The organism is Streptomyces sp. NPDC054794 (genome assembly GCF_053611585.1).
Map to the genome: position 1 here is coordinate 50,081 of NZ_JBSHAQ010000005.1, position 15,353 is coordinate 65,433.

At 72.2% G+C, this 15,353-nt stretch carries 20 protein-coding genes; 2 read left to right on the top strand and 18 right to left on the bottom strand.

Annotated elements, in window-relative coordinates; all coding sequences use genetic code 11:
• Window positions 1–24: 24 nt before the first annotated feature.
• The 11 genes from lgt to hisI all read right to left on the bottom strand — a co-directional run bounded on the left by lgt (window position 25) and on the right by hisI (window position 9,474).
• Window positions 25–1,026: a prolipoprotein diacylglyceryl transferase gene (lgt, locus tag ACWGKT_RS06590; RefSeq protein ID WP_453272754.1), complete on the bottom strand. Its 1,002-nt coding sequence runs from the start codon at window positions 1,024–1,026 to the stop codon at window positions 25–27.
• A gap of 82 nt (window positions 1,027–1,108) precedes the next feature.
• Window positions 1,109–1,870, bottom strand: coding sequence for a DsbA family protein (locus tag ACWGKT_RS06595; protein ID WP_453272755.1), 762 nt, complete (start codon window positions 1,868–1,870; stop codon window positions 1,109–1,111).
• An 88-nt stretch (window positions 1,871–1,958) separates the two neighbouring features.
• Window positions 1,959–2,777 (bottom strand): tryptophan synthase subunit alpha, encoded by an 819-nt coding sequence (gene trpA, locus ACWGKT_RS06600; RefSeq protein ID WP_356140667.1) that lies wholly within the window; start codon window positions 2,775–2,777, stop codon window positions 1,959–1,961.
• A complete protein-coding gene (trpB, locus tag ACWGKT_RS06605) occupies window positions 2,774–4,066 on the bottom strand; it encodes a tryptophan synthase subunit beta (RefSeq protein ID WP_453272756.1) in 1,293 nt (430 codons plus the stop codon). The genes trpA and trpB overlap by 4 nt, the downstream gene beginning before the upstream one ends.
• A gap of 690 nt (window positions 4,067–4,756) precedes the next feature.
• The gene (trpM, locus tag ACWGKT_RS06610) at window positions 4,757–4,954 is read right to left on the bottom strand and encodes a tryptophan biosynthesis modulator TrpM (protein ID WP_356140671.1); all 198 of its coding nucleotides are present in this window, start codon (window positions 4,952–4,954) and stop codon (window positions 4,757–4,759) included.
• Window positions 4,955–4,976: 22 nt separating this feature from the next.
• Window positions 4,977–5,786 carry an indole-3-glycerol phosphate synthase TrpC gene (gene trpC, locus ACWGKT_RS06615; protein WP_453272757.1) on the bottom strand — a complete coding sequence of 270 codons (810 nt, stop codon included), beginning with the start codon at window positions 5,784–5,786 and terminating at the stop codon, window positions 4,977–4,979.
• Between the two features lie 132 nt (window positions 5,787–5,918).
• Window positions 5,919–6,362 (bottom strand): DUF2752 domain-containing protein, encoded by a 444-nt coding sequence (locus tag ACWGKT_RS06620; RefSeq protein WP_453272758.1) that lies wholly within the window; start codon window positions 6,360–6,362, stop codon window positions 5,919–5,921.
• 87 nt (window positions 6,363–6,449) lie between these two features.
• A complete protein-coding gene (locus ACWGKT_RS06625) occupies window positions 6,450–6,707 on the bottom strand; it encodes an HGxxPAAW family protein (RefSeq protein WP_356140677.1) in 258 nt (85 codons plus the stop codon).
• Between the two features lie 163 nt (window positions 6,708–6,870).
• The gene (locus tag ACWGKT_RS06630) at window positions 6,871–7,512 is read right to left on the bottom strand and encodes a TIGR02234 family membrane protein (RefSeq protein ID WP_453272759.1); all 642 of its coding nucleotides are present in this window, start codon (window positions 7,510–7,512) and stop codon (window positions 6,871–6,873) included.
• A gap of 52 nt (window positions 7,513–7,564) precedes the next feature.
• Complete coding sequence (locus ACWGKT_RS06635; RefSeq protein WP_453272760.1) at window positions 7,565–9,061, bottom strand: anthranilate synthase component I; 1,497 nt, start codon at window positions 9,059–9,061, stop codon at window positions 7,565–7,567.
• Between the two features lie 11 nt (window positions 9,062–9,072).
• Window positions 9,073–9,474 (bottom strand): phosphoribosyl-AMP cyclohydrolase, encoded by a 402-nt coding sequence (gene hisI, locus ACWGKT_RS06640; protein WP_453272761.1) that lies wholly within the window; start codon window positions 9,472–9,474, stop codon window positions 9,073–9,075.
• A gap of 119 nt (window positions 9,475–9,593) precedes the next feature.
• On the opposite strand from hisI, the gene ACWGKT_RS06645 reads away from it, so the two are divergent.
• Window positions 9,594–10,229, top strand: a complete 636-nt coding sequence (locus ACWGKT_RS06645; RefSeq protein WP_453272762.1) for a TIGR03085 family metal-binding protein — start codon at window positions 9,594–9,596, stop codon at window positions 10,227–10,229.
• An 11-nt stretch (window positions 10,230–10,240) separates the two neighbouring features.
• Window positions 10,241–10,639, top strand: coding sequence for a VOC family protein (locus tag ACWGKT_RS06650; protein WP_453272763.1), 399 nt, complete (start codon window positions 10,241–10,243; stop codon window positions 10,637–10,639).
• 3 nt (window positions 10,640–10,642) lie between these two features.
• Here the strand turns inward: ACWGKT_RS06650 and ACWGKT_RS06655 are convergent, their stop codons facing one another.
• The 7 genes from ACWGKT_RS06655 to ACWGKT_RS06685 all read right to left on the bottom strand — a co-directional run bounded on the left by ACWGKT_RS06655 (window position 10,643) and on the right by ACWGKT_RS06685 (window position 15,350).
• Complete coding sequence (locus ACWGKT_RS06655; RefSeq protein WP_453272764.1) at window positions 10,643–11,899, bottom strand: MFS transporter; 1,257 nt, start codon at window positions 11,897–11,899, stop codon at window positions 10,643–10,645.
• A 23-nt stretch (window positions 11,900–11,922) separates the two neighbouring features.
• The gene (locus ACWGKT_RS06660; RefSeq protein ID WP_453272765.1) at window positions 11,923–12,510 is read right to left on the bottom strand and encodes an ArsR/SmtB family transcription factor; all 588 of its coding nucleotides are present in this window, start codon (window positions 12,508–12,510) and stop codon (window positions 11,923–11,925) included.
• A gap of 121 nt (window positions 12,511–12,631) precedes the next feature.
• Entirely contained in the window at window positions 12,632–13,402 is a 771-nt protein-coding gene (gene hisF, locus ACWGKT_RS06665; protein ID WP_356140691.1) for an imidazole glycerol phosphate synthase subunit HisF, read from the bottom strand.
• Window positions 13,403–13,436: 34 nt separating this feature from the next.
• Window positions 13,437–13,829 carry a Rid family hydrolase gene (locus ACWGKT_RS06670; RefSeq protein ID WP_235456480.1) on the bottom strand — a complete coding sequence of 131 codons (393 nt, stop codon included), beginning with the start codon at window positions 13,827–13,829 and terminating at the stop codon, window positions 13,437–13,439.
• A complete protein-coding gene (priA, locus tag ACWGKT_RS06675) occupies window positions 13,826–14,551 on the bottom strand; it encodes a bifunctional 1-(5-phosphoribosyl)-5-((5-phosphoribosylamino)methylideneamino)imidazole-4-carboxamide isomerase/phosphoribosylanthranilate isomerase PriA (protein WP_235456479.1) in 726 nt (241 codons plus the stop codon). The genes ACWGKT_RS06670 and priA overlap by 4 nt, the downstream gene beginning before the upstream one ends.
• Complete coding sequence (gene hisH, locus ACWGKT_RS06680) at window positions 14,548–15,189, bottom strand: imidazole glycerol phosphate synthase subunit HisH (RefSeq protein WP_356140695.1); 642 nt, start codon at window positions 15,187–15,189, stop codon at window positions 14,548–14,550. Before hisH ends, priA begins: the two co-directional genes overlap by 4 nt.
• A complete protein-coding gene (locus ACWGKT_RS06685) occupies window positions 15,186–15,350 on the bottom strand; it encodes a hypothetical protein (protein WP_046729563.1) in 165 nt (54 codons plus the stop codon). Before ACWGKT_RS06685 ends, hisH begins: the two co-directional genes overlap by 4 nt.
• Between the last annotated feature and the right edge of the window lie 3 nt (window positions 15,351–15,353).

A 15,353-nucleotide genomic window follows, 5' to 3' on the forward strand; every position in this document is an offset into this window, starting at 1 on the left:
TCGCCGTCGTACGGGAGCCGGCGGTCAGCTCTTCTTGCTCGCCGAGCCGGCCTCGTCCTTCGCCTCGGCGGCGTCCGCGGCGTCCCCGTCGGCTTCCGGGTCGGATCCCGCGTCGGATGCCGTGTCGGCTTCGGCCGCGGGCTCGTCCGTGGCGTCCTGCGGCTCCGGCGCGGTGTCGTCCCCGTACCCGGTCACCGCCTCGCCGTCGGCGGCACCCGGCTCGACCACGGCCTCACGGCCCGGCCGCTTCTTCGACGACACCACGATGTAGGTCACCGCGAGCAGGAACACGATGATCGCGGTCCAGTCGTTGAGGCGGAGGCCCAGGATGTGGTGGGCGTCGTCGACGCGCATGTACTCGATCCAGCCGCGGCCCACGCAGTACGCGGCGACGTACAGGGCGAACGCCCGGCCGTGGCCCAGCTTGAAGCGGCGGTCGGCCCAGATCACCAGGAAGCCGACGCCGACGCACCACAGGGACTCGTAGAGGAAGGTCGGGTGGTAGTAGCCCGGCACCCGGCCGCCCTCGGAGGAGGTGATGTGCAGCGCCCAGGGAACGTGCGTCTCGCGCCCGTACAGCTCCTGGTTGAACCAGTTGCCCCAGCGGCCGATGGCCTGCGCGAAGGCGATGCCGGGCGCGATGGCGTCGGCGTACGCGGGCAGCGGGATGCCCCGGCGCCGGCAGCCGATCCAGGCGCCCACCGCGCCGAGCGCGATCGCGCCCCAGATACCGAGGCCGCCCTCCCACACCTTGAAGGCGTCGACCCAGTCACGGCCCTCGCTGAAATACAGCTCGTAGTCCGTGATGACGTGGTAGAGCCGGCCGCCGACCAGGCCGAAGGGCACGGCCCAGACCGCGATGTCCGCGACCGTGCCGGCCCGGCCACCGCGCGCGATCCAGCGCTTGTTGCCGAGCCAGACGGCGACGAAGACACCGATGATGATGCAGAAGGCGTAGCCGCGCAGCGGAATCGGGCCGAGGTGCAGGACCCCGCGCGACGGGCTGGGAATGTAGGCAAGTTCCATGGCAAGGTCGACGCTACCGTGCCGGGCCGGACAGACGGCAAGCAGCCCGGCAACGGGTCCATAACGGGAACGTGAGATTCACTTACCCCTGGGCGGCCTGCTCGACCAATTGCTTCAGCTTCGCCGGGGTCAGCTCCCGGTAGACATCCTTCCCGTTCAGCAGCACCGTCGGCGTGCTGCTGAAGCCGCCGGTCCGGAAGGCCGCCTGGGACTTGTCGACCCAGCTGTCGTGCTTGCCGTCGTTGACACAGCCGCGGAAGGCCGGGGTGTCCAGGCCCGGGACCTTGCCCGCCAGCTCGATCAGCTTGGCATTGTCCGCGAAGGCGTCGTCCGTCTCCTTGGGCTGGTTCGCGTACAGCACGTCGTGGAAGTCGCGGAACTTTCCGGCGTCCTGGGCGCAGGCCGCGGCGTTCGCCGCGCGGAGGGAGCCGGTGCCGCCGAGATTGCCGTCGATGAGCCGGACCAGGTGGTACTCCACTCTGAGCTTGCCGGCGTCGGTCAGCTCGTGCAGCGTCGGGCGGTACGCCGTCTCGAAGGCCTGGCAGGCCGGACAGCGGAAGTCCTCCCACACGGTGAGCGTCGACTTGGCGCCGTCCTCGCCGACCGGGATCGCGAGGCCGTCCTTGCCCTGCGCGCCCGAGGGCGCCACGGCGGGGCCCGAGCCGCTCTTCTTCCCCGCGTTCGCGGCGATCACGCCGATCACCGCCGCGAGGCCCAGGACGCAGATGACGCTCGCGCCCACGATCAGCGTGCGCCGACGCCTCTCCGCGGCCTTCTGCTTCTCGCGCTCGACCGCCAGCCGCTCCCGGGCGGTGCGCTTTTCGTCACGGTTCTTCTCGCTCACACCCCCAGAACGAACCGGGGAGGCGCAGCGCGCCTCCCCGGTCCCAGGTCCACTCGTTCGAGTGACCGAATGATCCCGTGCTGTGCCGTTACGCCTGGCCGCGCACGCCCTTCGCCAGTTCTCCGGCCAGCTCGCGGACCGCTTCCACGCCGGCCGCGTCGTCCGGCGCGTCCAGCATCCGCTTCACGAAGGCCGAGCCGACGATCACGCCGTCGGCGAAGCCGGCCACCTCGGCGGCCTGGGCGCGGTTGGAGACGCCGAGGCCGACGCAGACGGCCAGGTCGGTGCCGGTCGCCCGGGTGCGCCGCACCAGGTCCTGCGCCTGCGCGCCGACCGACTCGCGGGTGCCGGTGACGCCCATCAGCGAGGCGGCGTAGACGAAGCCGCTGCCCGCCGCGGTGATCTTGCCGAGCCGCTCGTCCTTGCTGCTGGGCGCGACCACGAAGACCGTCGCGAGCCCCTGCTTCTCGGCGTGCTCCCGCCACAGCGCCGACTCCTGCACCGGCAGGTCGGGCAGGATGCAGCCCGCGCCGCCCGCCTCGGCGAGCTCGGCGGTGAAGCGCTCGACGCCGTAGCGGTCGATCGGGTTCCAGTACGTCATGACGAGGATCGGCCTGCCGGTCGCCTCGTATGCCTCGCGGACCGTGCGCATGACGTCCGCGATCTTGACTCCGCCGCGCAGGGCGATGTCGTCGGCGGTCTGGATGACCGGGCCGTCGAGGACCGGGTCGCTGTGCGGCAGCCCGACCTCGACGACGTCCGCGCCGCCGTCCAGGACGGCCTTGATCGCCTCGATGCCGCCGTCCACGGTCGGGAACCCGGCCGGGAGGTAGGCGATGAGCGCGGACCGGCCCTCGGCCTTCGCGGCCGCGAGGGTGTCGGTCAACAGGTTGATGTTCCCGCTCACTTGGCGTCCCCCTCGATCTCGGCGGTGTCGCTGTCCGCGTCGGCGGCCACCTCGGCGTCCACGCCGTTGTCGTACAGGCCGAAGTAGCGCGCGGCCGTGTCCATGTCCTTGTCGCCGCGGCCGGACAGGTTGATGACGATCAGCCCGTCCTTGCCCAGCTCCCTGCCGACCTCCAGGGCACCGGCGAGCGCGTGGGCGCTCTCGATCGCCGGGATGATGCCCTCGGTGCGCGAGAGCAGGCGCAGGGCCTGCATCGCGGCGTCGTCGGTGATCGCGCGGTACTCGCCGCGGCCGCTGTCCTTGAGGTAGGAGTGCTCCGGGCCGATGCCCGGGTAGTCCAGACCGGCCGAGATCGAGTACGGCTCGGTGATCTGGCCCTCCTCGTCCTGCAGGACGTAGGACCGGGAGCCGTGCAGGATGCCGGGCTCGCCCGCGGTCAGGGTGGCCGCGTGCTCGCCGGTCTCGACGCCGTGCCCGGCCGGTTCGCAGCCGATGAGGCGTACGCCGGTGTCCGGGATGAAGGCGTGGAAGAGGCCGATGGCGTTGGAGCCGCCGCCGACGCAGGCGATCGCGGCGTCGGGGAGGCGGCCGGCGCGCTCCAGGAGCTGGCGGCGGGTCTCGACGCCGATCACGCGGTGGAAGTCGCGGACCATGGCCGGGAAGGGGTGGGGGCCGGCGACGGTCCCGAAGAGGTAGTGGGTGTGGTCGACGTTGGCGACCCAGTCGCGGAACGCCTCGTTGATGGCGTCCTTGAGCGTGCGGCTGCCGGACTTCACCGCGACGACCTCGGCGCCGAGCATGCGCATGCGGGCGACGTTGAGCGCCTGGCGCCGGGTGTCGATCTCGCCCATGTAGATGGTGCATTCGAGGCCGAAGAGCGCGCAGGCGGTGGCGGTGGCGACGCCGTGCTGGCCGGCGCCGGTCTCCGCGATGACGCGGGTCTTGCCCATCCGCTTGGTGAGGAGGGCCTGGCCGAGCACATTGTTGATCTTGTGCGAGCCAGTGTGGTTGAGGTCCTCGCGCTTGAGGAACACCCGGGCGCCGCCGGCGTGTTCGGAGAACCTCGGCACCTCCGTCAGGGCGCTGGGGCGGCCGGTGTAGTTGACGAGGAGGTCGTCGAGCTCGCGGGCGAACTCGGGGTCGGCCTTCGCCTTGTCGTACTCGACGGCGACCTCGTCCACGGCGGCGACGAGGGCCTCCGGGATGAACTTGCCGCCGTACGCGCCGAAGTAGCCCTCGGCGCTGGGGACGTGACCCTCCGGGTCGGGGATGAAGAACTCGCTGGGCATACGGATACCTCTACCTCGCAGGGGCGTGGCCCCGGGGTTGGTGTCGACTTGGGGTGACTCGTCTGCGTGCGCGTGCTGTCCCTGGGGCGTTCGCCCGCCCACCCGCAGCGCCGGCAGAGGCGAGGAACCACTGCCTCGACCGGGCCGACACCGCGGTGGGCTCCGCCGGTTGGCCGGTGCCGTGGGCTTCGTCGGCGGCTGGTGCCGTCGGTGCCGATGGTGGGCCGGTGCCGTTGGTGGCATTGGCGGGCTGGTGCCGTTGGCGCTGGTGGGCCGGTGCCGTGACGCCGTCGCTGCAACGGGTGCCGTCGGAGCCGCAGGCGCCGGTCGGAGCCGTTGGCTGCCATGGGCGCCGTCCGTCAGCCCAGTGCCCTTGGTGGGGCCGGTGCCGTCGGGAACGGTCGGTGCCATGGGGGCCGACAGAGCCGGTGACGTGGGTACCGTCCGGGTGGAGCGCTCGGCCGGAGCCGAACATCCGCCGCAGCCGACAGCCCTCCGCCGCAGCGAACCACTATTTCCCCACCGCAGGCACGCATCCGCCTCAGCCGATCAGGCGCCGCAGGCGATCCTCGCCGCAGCCGGGCCCGTGCGCCGCAGGCGCCGCTCCGCGGTGGGCACGCCTTCGCCCCGGTCGTTCCTCCGGCGTGACGGTGAACGGTCACGGTCGGAACGCTCCGTGGGAGAGACGGCTCAGCCTGCCGCAGGGCACGCGCACGCGGGTGCGCGCCATCGCATGCCGTTGACCTGGCCCGGCTCGTCCCCTATGACGTACCGGACCCGCCGCCCGTGGACGCGTCGCGCCGGGGCCCGGCAGCCGCGGGGGCGGCAGCCTCGGGCGAGGCGGGCGTACGGGTCCCGGGGGGCCGGGTCGGTCGTCGTGGGAGTCATCGGGCCCAAGCCTACCGGGTGATCAGCTGCGCCCGTGTCGCAGCGCGGGATGCGCCCCCGCGGCCACCAGATCGGCGACCGCCGTCTTCGGGTCGCGCCCGGTGACGAGGGACTCGCCGACCAGAACCGCGTCGGCGCCCGCGTTGGCGTAGGCGATGAGGTCGTGCGGGCCGCGGACGCCGGACTCGGCGATCTTGATGATGCCGGCGGGGATCTCCGGCGCGACGCGCTCGAAGGTGCCGCGGTCGACCTCCAGCGTCTTCAGGTTGCGCGCGTTGACGCCGATGACCTTGGCGCCCGCGTCCACCGCGCGCTCGACCTCGTCCTCGTCGTGCACCTCTACGAGCGGGGTGAGGCCGATGGAGACGGCACGCTCGATCAGCGACTCCAGCGCCGCCTGGTCGAGGGCCGCCACGATCAGCAGCGCGAGGTCGGCGCCGTACGCCCGGGCCTCCCACAGCTGGTACGACGTGACGATGAAGTCCTTGCGCAGCACCGGGATGTCCACGCGGGCGCGGACAGCCTCCAGGTCGGCCAGCGAGCCGCCGAAGCGCCGCTGCTCGGTCAGCACGGAGATGACGGCGGCGCCGCCCGCCTCGTAGTCGGCGGCGAGTCCCGCCGGGTCGGCGATCGCGGCCAGCGCGCCCTTGGACGGGCTGGAGCGCTTGACCTCGCAGATCACCTTGACGCCGTCACCGCGCAGCGCGGCCAACCCGTCCTTGGCGGCGGGAGCCTTCGCCGCGCGCTCCTTGAGCTCGTCGAGGCTGACGCGCGCCTGCCGTTCCGCAAGGTCGGCACGGACTCCGTCGATGATCTCGTCGAGCACACTCACGCGAGCGGCCCCCTTCCAGACGGTTGTTCTTTCAGGGTTGAAAACCCATGGTCAAGTCATGGTATCCGCAGGACGGGGCTCGCTTCGCATCCGGCCGACGGCGGTCCCACTACCTGGACATTCGCTAGGTGATCAAGGATGCAGCCAGCCACCGAAGGACAGGTTCCGGACAACGGTGAAGGCCAGGAACAACGCTCCCAGGCTCCACAGGTACACCGGATCGAGCGTGAACCGCGGCCGACGGCCACGGACCGCGGCGACCACCCAGACGGTCCAGAGCACCGCGCCGCCGAGAAAGCCGGCCACGGCCGCCGCGTTGTCCTGGAGGGCGGTGAGGAGGTCCCCGTGGACGAAGGCGTGCGCGCTGCGCAGTCCGCCGCAGCCGGGGCAGTACAGGCCCGTGTAGGCGTACAGGGGGCACACCGGGTAGTGGCCGGGCTCGTTGGGGTCGACGGTCCCGACGTACGCGAAGGCCCCGGCGGCGGCCGCGAGCAGGCCGACGGGGACGGCGAGCCGCCCCGCGAGGGCGGCGGGGGATCTCACTCCCTGAGCACTGTCGGCGTTCACGCCTCGCATTCTGCCCCGTACCCGCCGCACGCGCGCGTGAGGGGCGGCCCGGCACCCGGTGGTGCCGGACCGCCCCTCAGGCGGAAGACGTACCGATCAGCCCTCGACGCCGACGGGCTCCGGCGTGGCGGCCGGCGCGACGTGGCCCGCGGTGTGGGCCTCCTTCGGCTGGCCGAGGCCCATGGAGCGCATGGCGGCGCCGACGACACCGCCGAGCGCGACGATGACCATGCCGGCCCAGAAGCCCAGCGGCTGGGCCATCACCATGAACGCGCCCGCGACGCAGAAACCGATGAAGGCGATGGTGACACCGGTCCAGGCGGCCGGGGTGTGTCCGTGGCTGCTGCCCGCCATTGCTTGCTCCTCAGTGCAGATTGCGTGCTCGTTGCTTTGCGTGTGTGAGCCGGACGCTCACGGTCCATTGTCCAGTACGCGAGTGGCTGCCGTGAGCTCGGGTCGCGTCTGTTTCGCCACATCGGGATCCCGACCGGACCTCGACCGGACCGCGACCCGGCGGTCACGCCCCGGTCGGGTCCTCGCCCCGGTCCAGGGCCTTCCAGAGCTCCTCGGGGCGGTCGGGGTCGGCGGCGGCCGCGGCCGTCCGGCGCGGGCGCGTGGTACCGCGCTCGTAGCGGCCCGACATGGCGGGCCACAGGCGGCCGTAGCGCAGCGCGAGGAGCCCGGCGAGCAGGATCAGCGCACCGCCGGCCGCCGTGACGTAGGGCCAGGCGGTGTGGGAGAGCGCGGCGACCGTGGCGGAGGTGTCACCGGTGGTCCGGGCGGCCTTGTCGTCCAGCGCGGAGCTGTCGGAGGCGCCGGTCAACGCCGCGGCGACGATGCCGACGCCGCTGAGCGCGAGGAGCCCGGCGACCAGGAGGCGGCCGGCCCGGCGGACGGCGAAGACGGCGACGAGCGCGGCGAGGCCCACTATGGCGAGGGCCGCGGGGACGCCCGTGACGTCGCTGCCCTTGGCGGTCAGCGGGAAGGCGCCGCCGGCCACCGTCGCGGTGCCTTCCGACCAGCGCTGCCGGGTGGCCAGCAGCGCCACGGCCGCGCCGAGCGCACCGCACAACAGGGCGACGGCGAGGCTGCGGCGGCCGGCCCGCGCGGGTCCAGCGGCTTCGGAACGGGGGTGAGGAACAGCAGTCACGTAGTCCACTATCGCCTGAACCCCGGGCGAACCGTCACCCGGGGTTCGCGTGAGACTCGCCCTACCGGCCCGACGTGCCCAGGCGGTTGGCCGTGTGCACGGCTCTGAGGACCGCCGCCGCCTTGTTGCGGCACTCCTGGTCCTCGGCGACCGGGTCGGAGTCGGCGACGATGCCCGCGCCCGCCTGGACGTAGGCGGTGCCGTCGCGCAGCAGGGCCGTACGGATGGCGATGGCCGTGTCGGAGTCGCCCGCGAAGTCGAGGTAGCCCACGCAGCCGCCGTACAGGCCGCGCCGGGAGGGTTCGAGTTCGTCGATGATCTGCATCGCCCGGGGCTTGGGGGCGCCGGAGAGGGTGCCCGCCGGGAAGCAGGCGGTGAGGACGTCGAAGGCGGTGCGGCCCGCGGCGACCTGCCCGGTGACCGTCGAGACGATGTGCATGACGTGCGAGTACCGCTCGATGGACATGAAGTCCACGACCTCGACCGAGCCTGGCTCGCAGACCCGTCCGAGGTCGTTGCGGCCGAGGTCGACGAGCATCAGGTGCTCGGCGCGCTCCTTGGGGTCGGCGAGCAGTTCGTCGGCGAGGGCCTGGTCCTCCTGCGGGGTGGCGCCGCGGTGCCGGGTGCCGGCGATGGGGTGGACCATGGCCTGCCCGTCCTCGACCTTGACGAGGGCCTCGGGGGACGATCCGACGACGTCGAATCCGTCGAAGCGGAACAGGTACATGTACGGGGAGGGGTTCGTCGCCCTGAGGACCCGGTAGACGTCCAGCGCGCTCGCCGTGCACGGCGTCTCGAAGCGCTGGGACGGGACGACCTGGAAGGCCTCGCCCGCGCGGATGCGCTCCTTGATGTCCTCGACGGCCTCCTGGAAGTCGGGGCCACCCCACAGCGCCGTGTAGGCGGGGAGCTCGGAGGGCGGGAGGACGGCGGGGGGCTGGGCGACGGGCCGGGACAGGTCCGCCTCCATGGCGTCCAGGCGGGCCACGGCGTCCGCGTACGCCTCGTCGACGCCGGTGTCGAGGTCGTTGTGGTTGATCGCGTTGGCGATCAGCAGGACGGAGCCCTCCCAGTGGTCCATGACGGCCAGGTCGCTGGTGAGCAGCATGGTCAGCTCGGGGAGCTTCAGGTCGTCCCGCTCGCCGGGGCCGATCTTCTCCAGGCGGCGCACGATGTCGTACCCGAGGTAGCCGACCATGCCGCCGGTGAAGGGCGGCATGCCCTCCTGGTGCGGGGTGTGCAGCGTCTCGATCGTGGCCCGCAGGGCCGCCAGCGGGTCGCCGTCGACGGGGACGCCGACGGGCGGGGCGCCCAGCCAGTGGGCCTGGCCGTTCCGCGCGGTCAGGGTCGCGGCGGAGCGCACGCCGATGAAGGAGTAGCGAGACCATTGAAACGCCGTGCGGCCGTTCTCCGCGGACTCCAGCAGGAAGGTGCCGGGGCGCTCGGCGGCGAGCTTGCGGTACAGCGCGACCGGGGTGTCGCCGTCGGCGAGGAGCTTGCGGGTGACCGGGATGACCCGGCGGTCGGTGGCGAGCTTGCGGAACGCTTCGAGGTCCATGGCGGCTGACCTTACTGATCCTGGGCGGCCGGGCCGGAATCGGCGTCCTTGAGGAGGACGTCCTCGTCGAAACAGGTGCGCGCGCCGGTGTGGCAGGCGGCGCCCACCTGGTCGACCTTGACCAGCACGGTGTCGGCGTCGCAGTCGAGGGCGACGGACTTGACCCACTGGACGTGCCCGGAGGTGTCGCCCTTGACCCAGTACTCCTGGCGGCTGCGCGACCAGTACGTGCAGCGGCCGGTGGTGAGCGTGCGGTGCAGCGCCTCGTCGTCCATCCAGCCGAGCATGAGCACCTCTCCGGTGTCGTACTGCTGGGCGATGGCGGGGAGGAGTCCGTCGGCGCTGCGCGTGAGGCGCACGGCGATCTCCGGGTCGAGGCTGCTGGGCCGGGGCGTACCGGTCGTACTGGTCATGGGTGCCATTGTGCCGCGCCGCACCGACAGTGACGGACGTGTCCACAGGGCGGACCCGGGGCCGCGCGGACGGCACCGTGTCGCTGGGCGGACCCGGGGCCTGGTCGTAGGCTGACGGTATGTCGACCTTCGCCAAGCGTGAACGGCTCCTGTTCGCCGACCTCTTGGAAACCGCCGGCCCCGACGCCGAGACCCTGTGCGTGGGCTGGCGGACCCGTGACCTGGCCGCGCACGTGGTGGTGCGCGAGCGCCGGCCGGACGCCGCCGGGGGCGCTCTGATCAAGCCGCTCGCCCCGCGCCTCGAAAAGGTGATGGAGGAGTACGCGGCGAAGCCGTACGAGGAGCTGATCCAGCTGATCCGTACCGGCCCGCCGCGGTTCTCGCCCTTCCAGCTCAAGCAGATCGACGAGGCGACCAACACGGTGGAGTTCTACGTCCACACCGAGGACGTCCGCCGCGCCCACCCCGACTGGACGCCTCGCGAGCTGGACCCGGTCTTCCAGGACGCCCTGTGGTCCCGTCTGGAGCGCACCGCCCGCCTGCTGGGCCGGCGTTCCCCGACGGGTCTGGTGCTGCGGCGCCCGGACGGTCAGACGGCCGTCGCGCACCGGGGCTCGCCGGTCGTGACGGTGACGGGCGAGCCGTCGGAGCTGCTGCTGTTCGTGTTCGGCCGGCAGAACGCGGCGAAGGTGGAGCTGGAGGGCGACGAGAACGCGATCGCCAAGCTGCACGAGTCGAAGCAGCTGGGCATCTGAGAGGACTCCCCATGATCAAGGTCGCGATGACCGGCGTGTACGTCGACGACGTGGCGAAGGCCCATGCCTTCTACACGGACGTGCTCGGCTTCGAGACCCGCACTCGTCTGGACCTGGGCGGCGGCACGCTGTTCATCACGGTCGGCGCGTCCGGCGGGGCCCAGCCGGACCTCCAGCTGCTGCTGGAGCCGGGCGACGGCCCCATCGCGGAGCCGTACCGCCGGGCGCTGTACGAGGCGGGGCTGCCGTGCATCGTCTTCTCCGTGGACGACATCCGTGCGGAGTACGAACGGCTGCGGGGCCTGGGAGTGCGGTTCACCCACGAGCCGCAGGAGCAAGGTCCGGTGATCGCGGCCGTGCTCGACGACACCTGCGGCAACCTGGTGCAGCTGGCTCAGCCCAAGGGGTGAGCGTCAGTGCGGCAGCTCGGCGCGGCGCAGGGCCGGGACGGCCAGGGCGACGACGCCGCCGAGCCCGCAGACGGCGGCGCTGACGACGTAGACCGGGCCGAGTCCCCAGGCCTCGATCGCGGCGGCCGCGACGGGCATGCTCAGCGGGGCGAGGCCGAGGCTGACCAGGCCGGAGACGGCGGTGACGCGGCCCAGGTAGGCGGCGTCGGACTGGGTCTGGAGCAGGGCGCCGCACATGGCGCCGCTGAGGCCCGCGAGGAGTCCGACGAGCAGGGCGACCCCGACGGCCGCGGCGAGTGAGGGGACGAAGGCGAGGGCGCCGATCGCGACGGAGCCCGTGAGGATCGCGTACCCGGCCACCAGTCCCGCGCGCGGGAGCCGCCCCCGGACGGTCAGCAGCAGCGAGATGGCGCCGGCCCCGGCGCCGAACCCGGCGAGCACCGCGCCCATCCCCGAGGCGCCCCAGCCCCGCTGGTCCGCCAGCAGGGTCAGCCCGACGTTCAGCGGACCGACGAACCCGAAGTCACCGAGGGCGATGGCCAGCATGAGCGGTGCCAGTACCCGGTGCCCACGGATGTACCGCAGCCCGGCGGCCAGGTCGCTCCAGGGGGTGCCGCGAGGGGCGGCGGCAGCGTCTGCGGCGGGCAGGTCGCGGACGCGTACCGACATGAGCAGCGGTACCGATATCGAGATGAGGAGGCCCGCGAGGGCGAACGCGCTCGCCGCGCCGCCGAGTGCCACGCCGAGGCCGCCGAGTGGGGCGCCGACGATGCTCGCGAAGCGGATCGCGAGGCCGCGCATGCCATGGACGCGGGCCAGCTGGTCCGTGCCGGTGATCCGTGCCGGGAGTGCGCCCACGGCGGGCATGAACACGGCGTCGACGGTGCCGAAGACCAGGGCGAGCAGGGCCAGCGGCCACAGGCCGGGGCTGGTGAGGAAGAGCAGCGCGGCCACCGCGAGGACGGCCGCGCAACGCACCGCGTCGCTGCCGATGACGACCCGGCGCGGCCCCCACCGGTCGGCGATCACGCCCCCGGCCAGCATCAGCACGGCCCGGGGCAGCGCGCTGACCGACATCACGATCCCGGCCTGCGCGGGCGACCCGGCCTGTACGGCGGCCCAGGCCAGGGCGAGGTAGTAGACGTTGTCGCCGACCATCGAGGAGGCGTAGGCGCCGAGCCAGCGCAGCACGTTGGGGTCGCGGTGGGCGGGGCGGTGCGGGGCGTGCTGTCCGACGGGTATGACGGGTGTCTCGGACACGGCGGTCACGGTGGTGGCCTCTCTCAGACGCGGAAGGGGAACCCGTACACGTACAGCGCGACGTGTTGGCGCGCTTCGGTGCCGCCCGCTTCTTCGGCGGCCCGGCCCTGCTCGTCGTACTTGCGCAGGAGCGCCTCCAGCTCCCGCTTCAGCGCGGTGAGTTCCGCGGGGGTCAGGCGCATCCAGGACTCGTTGTCCACGGACGCGGTGTTCCACTCGGCGGGCCAGGTGGGGCGCTCGTCCAGGTAGCGGTGGTAGCGGTCGGCGCGCTGGTCGTGGAAGAGGCGGGTGGCCGCCAGGTGGGCCGCGGCCTTCGCCGGTTCGCCCCGGAAGTCCTCGTTGCGGATGCTCACCCCGTCCGAGGCGGGCTGCCACCAGCGCTCTCGTCCGTCCGCGGTCTGCGGCCGCGCCTCCTCGATCAGCCCGTGCTCGGCGAGCTTGCGCAGGTGGTAGCTGACCAGGGACACGGCCTCGTCCACGTGCTCGGCGAGCTGTGACGCCGTGGCCACCCGCTCGACGCACAGCAGCCGGTACAGGTTCGCCCGCAACGGATGTGCGAGGGCCTTCAGCGTCCCCACGTCGGTGATCCGACGGTTCTCTTCGCTCGCCATGCCCCGAGACTAGATACGAAAGAAGTGTTGCGCAACGAATTTTGCGCAACTTTCCTTTCGCATCCGCCCGCGAAAAGGCCCCGGCCACCACCGGTGACCGGGGCCCGGGCCCTGCGCGGCGTCAGCGCACCGGGTGGCCCGCCTCCCGCAGCGTCTGCTTGACCTCGCCGATCCGCAGGTCGCCGAAGTGGAAGACGGAGGCCGCGAGCACCGCGTCGGCGCCGGCGGCGACGGCGGGCGGGAAGTGCGCGAGCCGGCCCGCGCCACCGGAGGCGATGACCGGGACGCTCACGTGCCCCCGCACGGCCGCGATCATCTCCAGGTCGTAGCCGTCCTTCGTGCCGTCCGCGTCCATGGAGTTCAGCAGGATCTCCCCCGCGCCCAGATCGGCCGCCCGGTGCGCCCATTCGACCGCGTCGATCCCGGTGCCGCGGCGGCCGCCGTGGGTGGTCACCTCGAACGAGCCGGACGAGCCGTCGTGGGAAGGGGTGCGGCGCGCGTCCACCGACAGCACCAGCACCTGACGGCCGAAGCGCTCGGCGATCTCGCGGATCAGCTCGGGGCGGGCGATGGCGGCCGTGTTCACGCCCACCTTGTCCGCGCCCGCGCGCAGCAGCTTGTCGACGTCCTCGGCGGTGCGTACGCCGCCGCCGACCGTCAGCGGGATGAACACCTGCTCCGCGGTGCGCCGCACCACGTCGTAGGTGGTCTCACGGTTGCCCGAGGACGCGGTGATGTCCAGGAACGTCAGCTCGTCGGCGCCCTCGGCGTCGTACACCTTCGCCATCTCGACGGGGTCGCCCGCGTCGCGCAGGTTCTGGAAGTTGACGCCCTTGACGACCCGGCCGTTGTCCACGTCCAGGCAGGGGATGACTCGGACCGCCAGGGTCATGAATCCACGGCTCCTTCGATGCCTCTGAATGCCTCTAGCCCCGGAAGGCTTCCAATTCCACTTCGACCAGGATGCGCGGGTCGACGAACCCCTCCACGACCAGCAAAGTCGAGACGGGGCGCACGGAGTCGAACAGTTCCTTGTGGGCGCGGCCCGCCTCGTCGACGTCCCTCAGATGGGACAGGTACATCCGGGTCCGGATCACCGACTCCGGACCGAGCCCGAACTCGGCGATCGCGTCGAGCGCGGCGGCGAAGGCCACCTTCGCCTGTTCGTACGGGTCGCCCTCGCCGTACAGCACGCGGCCCTTGAAGGACGACGTGCCGGCCACCAGCACACGGTCGCCCGCCGCGACGGCGCGCGCGAAACCGAAGCTCTCTTCCCAGGGACTTCCGCTCTGCACACGCCGTACGGCATCGGACGTCATGACGACACAGCCTCCAAGGCCTCTTCCAGGGTGAACGCCTTCGCGTACAGGGCCTTCCCGACGATGGAGCCCTCGACACCGAGGGGTACCAGCTCGGCGATGGCGCGCAGGTCGTCCAGGGACGACACGCCGCCGGAAGCCACGACCGGACGGTCGGTCACGGCGCAGACGTTCTTCAGCAGCTCCAGGTTGGGGCCCTGGAGCGTGCCGTCCTTGGCGATGTCGGTGACGACGTAGCGCGCGCAGCCCTCCTTGTCGAGGCGCTCCAGCGTCTCGTAGAGGTCGCCGCCGTCCCGGGTCCAGCCGCGGCCGCGCAGGGTCGTGCCGCGCACGTCGAGGCCGACCGCGATCTTGTCGCCGTGCTCGGCGATGACCTTGGCGACCCACTCCGGGGTCTCCAGGGCGGCGGTGCCCAGGTTCACCCGGGTGCAGCCCGTCGCCAGAGCGGCCGCCAGGGAGGCGTCGTCGCGGATGCCTCCGGACAGTTCCACCTTGATGTCCATCGCCCCCGCGACCTCGGCGATCAGCTCGCGGTTGTCACCGGTGCCGAAGGCGGCGTCCAGGTCGACCAGGTGCAGCCACTCGGCGCCCGAGCGCTGCCAGGCGAGGGCGGCCTCCAGCGGGGAGCCGTACGACGTTTCCGTCCCGGACTCGCCGTGCACGAGACGGACGGCCTGGCCGTCGCGGACGTCGACGGCGGGGAGGAGTTCGAGCTTGCTCACAGGGTTCCGATCCAGTTGGTGAGGAGCTGGGCTCCGGCGTCGCCGGACTTCTCGGGGTGGAACTGCGTGGCCCACAGGGCGCCGTTCTCCACGGCGGCCACGAACGGCTTGCCGTGCGTCGACCAGGTCACCTTGGGGGCCCGCATCGCCGCGTTGTGCGTCTGAAGGGTCCAGTCGTGGACGGCGTAGGAGTGCACGAAGTAGAAGCGCGCGTCCGTGTCGAGGCCGGCGAACAGCTCGGAGCCGGCCGCCACGTCCACGGTGTTCCAGCCCATGTGGGGCACGACGTCGGCCTGGAGCGGCTCGACCGAGCCGGGCCACTCGTCGAGGCCCTCGGTCTGAACACCGTGCTCGATGCCGCGGGCGAACAGGATCTGCATGCCGACACAGATGCCCATGACCGGGCGGCCGCCGGACAGCCGGCGGTCGATGACCCAGTCGCCGCGGGCCTCGCGCAGGCCGCGCATGCAGGCGGCGAAGGCGCCGACGCCCGGCACCAGCAGTCCGTCGGCGTTCATGGCCTTGTCGAAGTCACGCGTGATCTCGACGTCGGCCCCCGCGCGCGCGAGGGCGCGCTCGGCGGAGCGGACGTTGCCGAAGCCGTAGTCGAAGACCACGACGTTCTTGGGTGCGCTCAATTCCACACCTCCAGCCGCATGACACCCGCGACGAGGCACATCGCGGCGCCGATCGAGAGCAGCACGATCAGGCTCGTCGGCATCTTCTGCTTCACGAAGGAGATGATGCCGCCGACGAGGAAGAGGCCGACGACGATCAGGACGGTGGACAGACCGTTCATGGG